Source organism: Indolivaga alginatilytica (genome assembly GCF_003201355.1).
In the GTDB taxonomy this organism is placed as follows: domain Bacteria; phylum Bacteroidota; class Bacteroidia; order Bacteroidales; family Dysgonomonadaceae; genus Dysgonomonas_A; species Dysgonomonas_A alginatilytica.
On the sequence record NZ_QICL01000066.1, the window covers coordinates 1 to 2963 of the forward strand.

Genomic DNA, 2963 nt, shown 5'->3' on the forward strand with positions numbered 1-2963 from the left:
AAACGGTTTTCTTCGTCCCAAAGCAGTTTGCGTTCGTTGGCTTTTTCTTCCGCCTGTCCGTCCTGTTTTTCTCTGGCTGTATTTACATACACCAGATTACCATTTGCATCATACTCATAGGCATGGTCTTTGGTTAGCTTGTCCTTAGCGGCATCACCTTCGGTACGGTAATTCTCATCTTTAAGATTGGCAATCTGATGCGGTTTTTCACTGCTGTAAGCATAAGACAGATCGTAACCTGCTTTAAGGATACCATCAAACTGGATGCCCTGTTGCTGCATATGCTGTTTCTTGCTTGTGATATTGTGCAGATTGTCATATGCCATATCAAGGGTATAGGAAGCTGTTTTAGTTCCTGTTCCCTGATAAGTACCCGTTGCACTTTGCAAACGGTATAAACCGTCATAGTTATAGGTATGGCTCATTTGTCCTCCCATGCCTGTTACGGGTGCTGGTGCGGTGTTGATTACACTTAGTACGTTATCTACTTTGTCATAAGAATAGGCATTGTTCATAATATGCTTGCGGGTATCTTTACCCGAAATTACCATCAGATTAGACAATCTTCGACGCTCGTTGTCGTAGCTGTAGTTAGTTTCTGCCCCGTTGCAGTATTTCATGTAGATGCGTTGCTCGAACTTGTCATACCCCAGCTTGTTGACATAGTTGTAAGAATAGGCTTTTTCGCCTTTCATGCTTTCGAGCAATCCGGCGGTATTGTAGCTGTAGCTTATCTTCTCACCGTCGGGATAGATCATTTCTTCGATACGGTTCCATGAGTCGTATTTCCACTGGGTAATGTAGGAAGCGATCGCCTGATTAGGAATGATCACCGTTCTTTTGACCTTCGTCATTTCACCTAATCTGCCGTAGAAGAACTCCTGTGCTCCTGTGGCATCTTCCTGTAACATGAGTCGTCCGACACGGTTGTGTGAAGCATTTTTGTTACCGTAACTGTACTTCACATTGTTCTCAGGATGATTCGGATAGTTAACCGATAACAAGCGGTTATACTCGTAATCGTAATTAATAAACTTACCTTCTTCTTCCAGATTAGCGGTTTGTTTACTCAACAGATTACTTGCATTGTCGTACTTGAAGTTTGTTACTCCCGATGCAGGGTGTATGACCTGTGTACGACGACCTGCCATATCATAAGCCGATACGGTTTCATTGTTCCCGTTATCGATGGCTTTTAGCAATTGGTTAATCGGGTCGAACTCGAAATGGGTCGTGATCGTTCCGTCAGGCCCTGACAATTGCTCTGTTTTAATAGTTAAGCCCGAACCATTGGTAAATGTCGATTGTTTGCCTCCCATAGCATCCGTAACGGTTGTTACCAGTGTACGGCTACTATTGTCTTTGGTATAAGCCATTAGTGATTCACTGTTGTCAGGCAGTATTGTTTTTATAGCCCTGTCCATAATGTCATATTCCGATTTGGTCGGTGTCACAGCATCGAATGCAGGATTGAACACTGTTTTGCTTCCCATATTTTCAGATACAGGATAGAATGCTTCCCTGACACGTCCGAACGGGTCAAACTTAGCACGTCCGCTGACAATCATTACTTTCTTATCCACAGGATTGGTTCCGTTGGTAGTTTCGGTAATGACACCGTCTTTCTTGACTTGTATGGCTCTTCCGAAACCGTCTGTGAATGTTACCGTTTCCAGATCATCTGTCGAGTTCTGCGGATCGTAATGTTTTGTTACGGCATAGGCAGGCGATTTAATTCCTGTTGCATCTTTTACAATCTGCGGGTGGTATTCGAACTTAATAGTATAAGGTAGTCCCAATACCTGCTCGTTAGGTCCAGTGATTGTTTCTACACGTCCAAACTGGTCGATGGTAGATTCAAGCGTGTAACCGTTCATATCACGGGTTGTCAACGGAATACCGAAACGGTAATCGTAGTTTTCCATTTCGCTGCGATATCCGAAGGCGTCTTCCACACGTTCTACATACATAGTGTAGTCACGGTCATACAGGTATTTATAGAACATACGCTGTCCTTTGCTGTTGGCCGGAAGTGTTTTTCGGGTAATATTACCGTATTTGTCATACGCAATATCGATTTCTGCTTTATTGCCTCCTTCATCGAGAGTCTGGGTCACTTTGGTCAGGTGATTGGCATAGGCAAGGTCATATGCAGCTTCTGTTTGGCGGTAGAGTTTACCGTCCGAACCTTTCACCTGTACTTTGACTGGAAGACCAAGAATATGCTTGTTCAGGTTGTTGGTATATTCAACAAATGTTTGGTAATTGAATGCTCCTGTTCCTGTATTACCCAAAGCTCCTTTATCGCTGTACTTATAACTCTTAAGATCTCCGAAATAGCCGTTCAAATAATATTCGTAGTAGCTTTCGTTGGCTGTCATACCGTCCGCCTGTCCTTCGTATACTACCGATTTGGCATATTTCATCGGGGTAAAGGCTATGGCACGGTCTGAACAGATTGAGTTATCCGAAACGAAGCTGTATGTATCTGCCGAAGCGGTTACTTTGTAGCTGTGGTATTCGTTTACGCTTTCGGTAAATTTATTACCTGAGGCATCTTCTACTACCGAGCGTTTTTGATTGCCTGCGGTATAAACCGAATTTACATCGTATTCCTGTATGGCTTTACGATACACTTTGTCTGCATCTGTGGATTCGGTGTCGATGTTTTTGGTGATTACTTTACCGAAGCCTAAGAATTCGCGTTCGTGACGTTCTTGTTTTCCATCAGCGTATTCAAAGATGGTTTTCATATTGGCTCCGTCGTCTAAAATTCCGTCATTGATTTCTACGGATTTCATCACCCATTTACCTCCGGGGTGATCGTAGGTGGCTTGCGATCGGTCATAGTCTACGGTAAAGCTGCCGCCTAATGGATTGTTTACGGATTTCAGTTTATTGGTACGTGCAATGGTAGAACGATATACGGTCATCTTGCCGTCTTCGTCGGAAGAGACGATTTC

The 2963-nt window shown here is 43.6% G+C and carries 1 protein-coding gene; it reads right to left on the reverse strand.

Annotated features, from left to right (window positions below; translation table 11 throughout):
• A partial coding sequence (locus tag CLV62_RS21385) for a toxin TcdB middle/N-terminal domain-containing protein (RefSeq protein WP_317048099.1) occupies nucleotides 1-2963 on the reverse strand: 2963 nt, incomplete at both ends.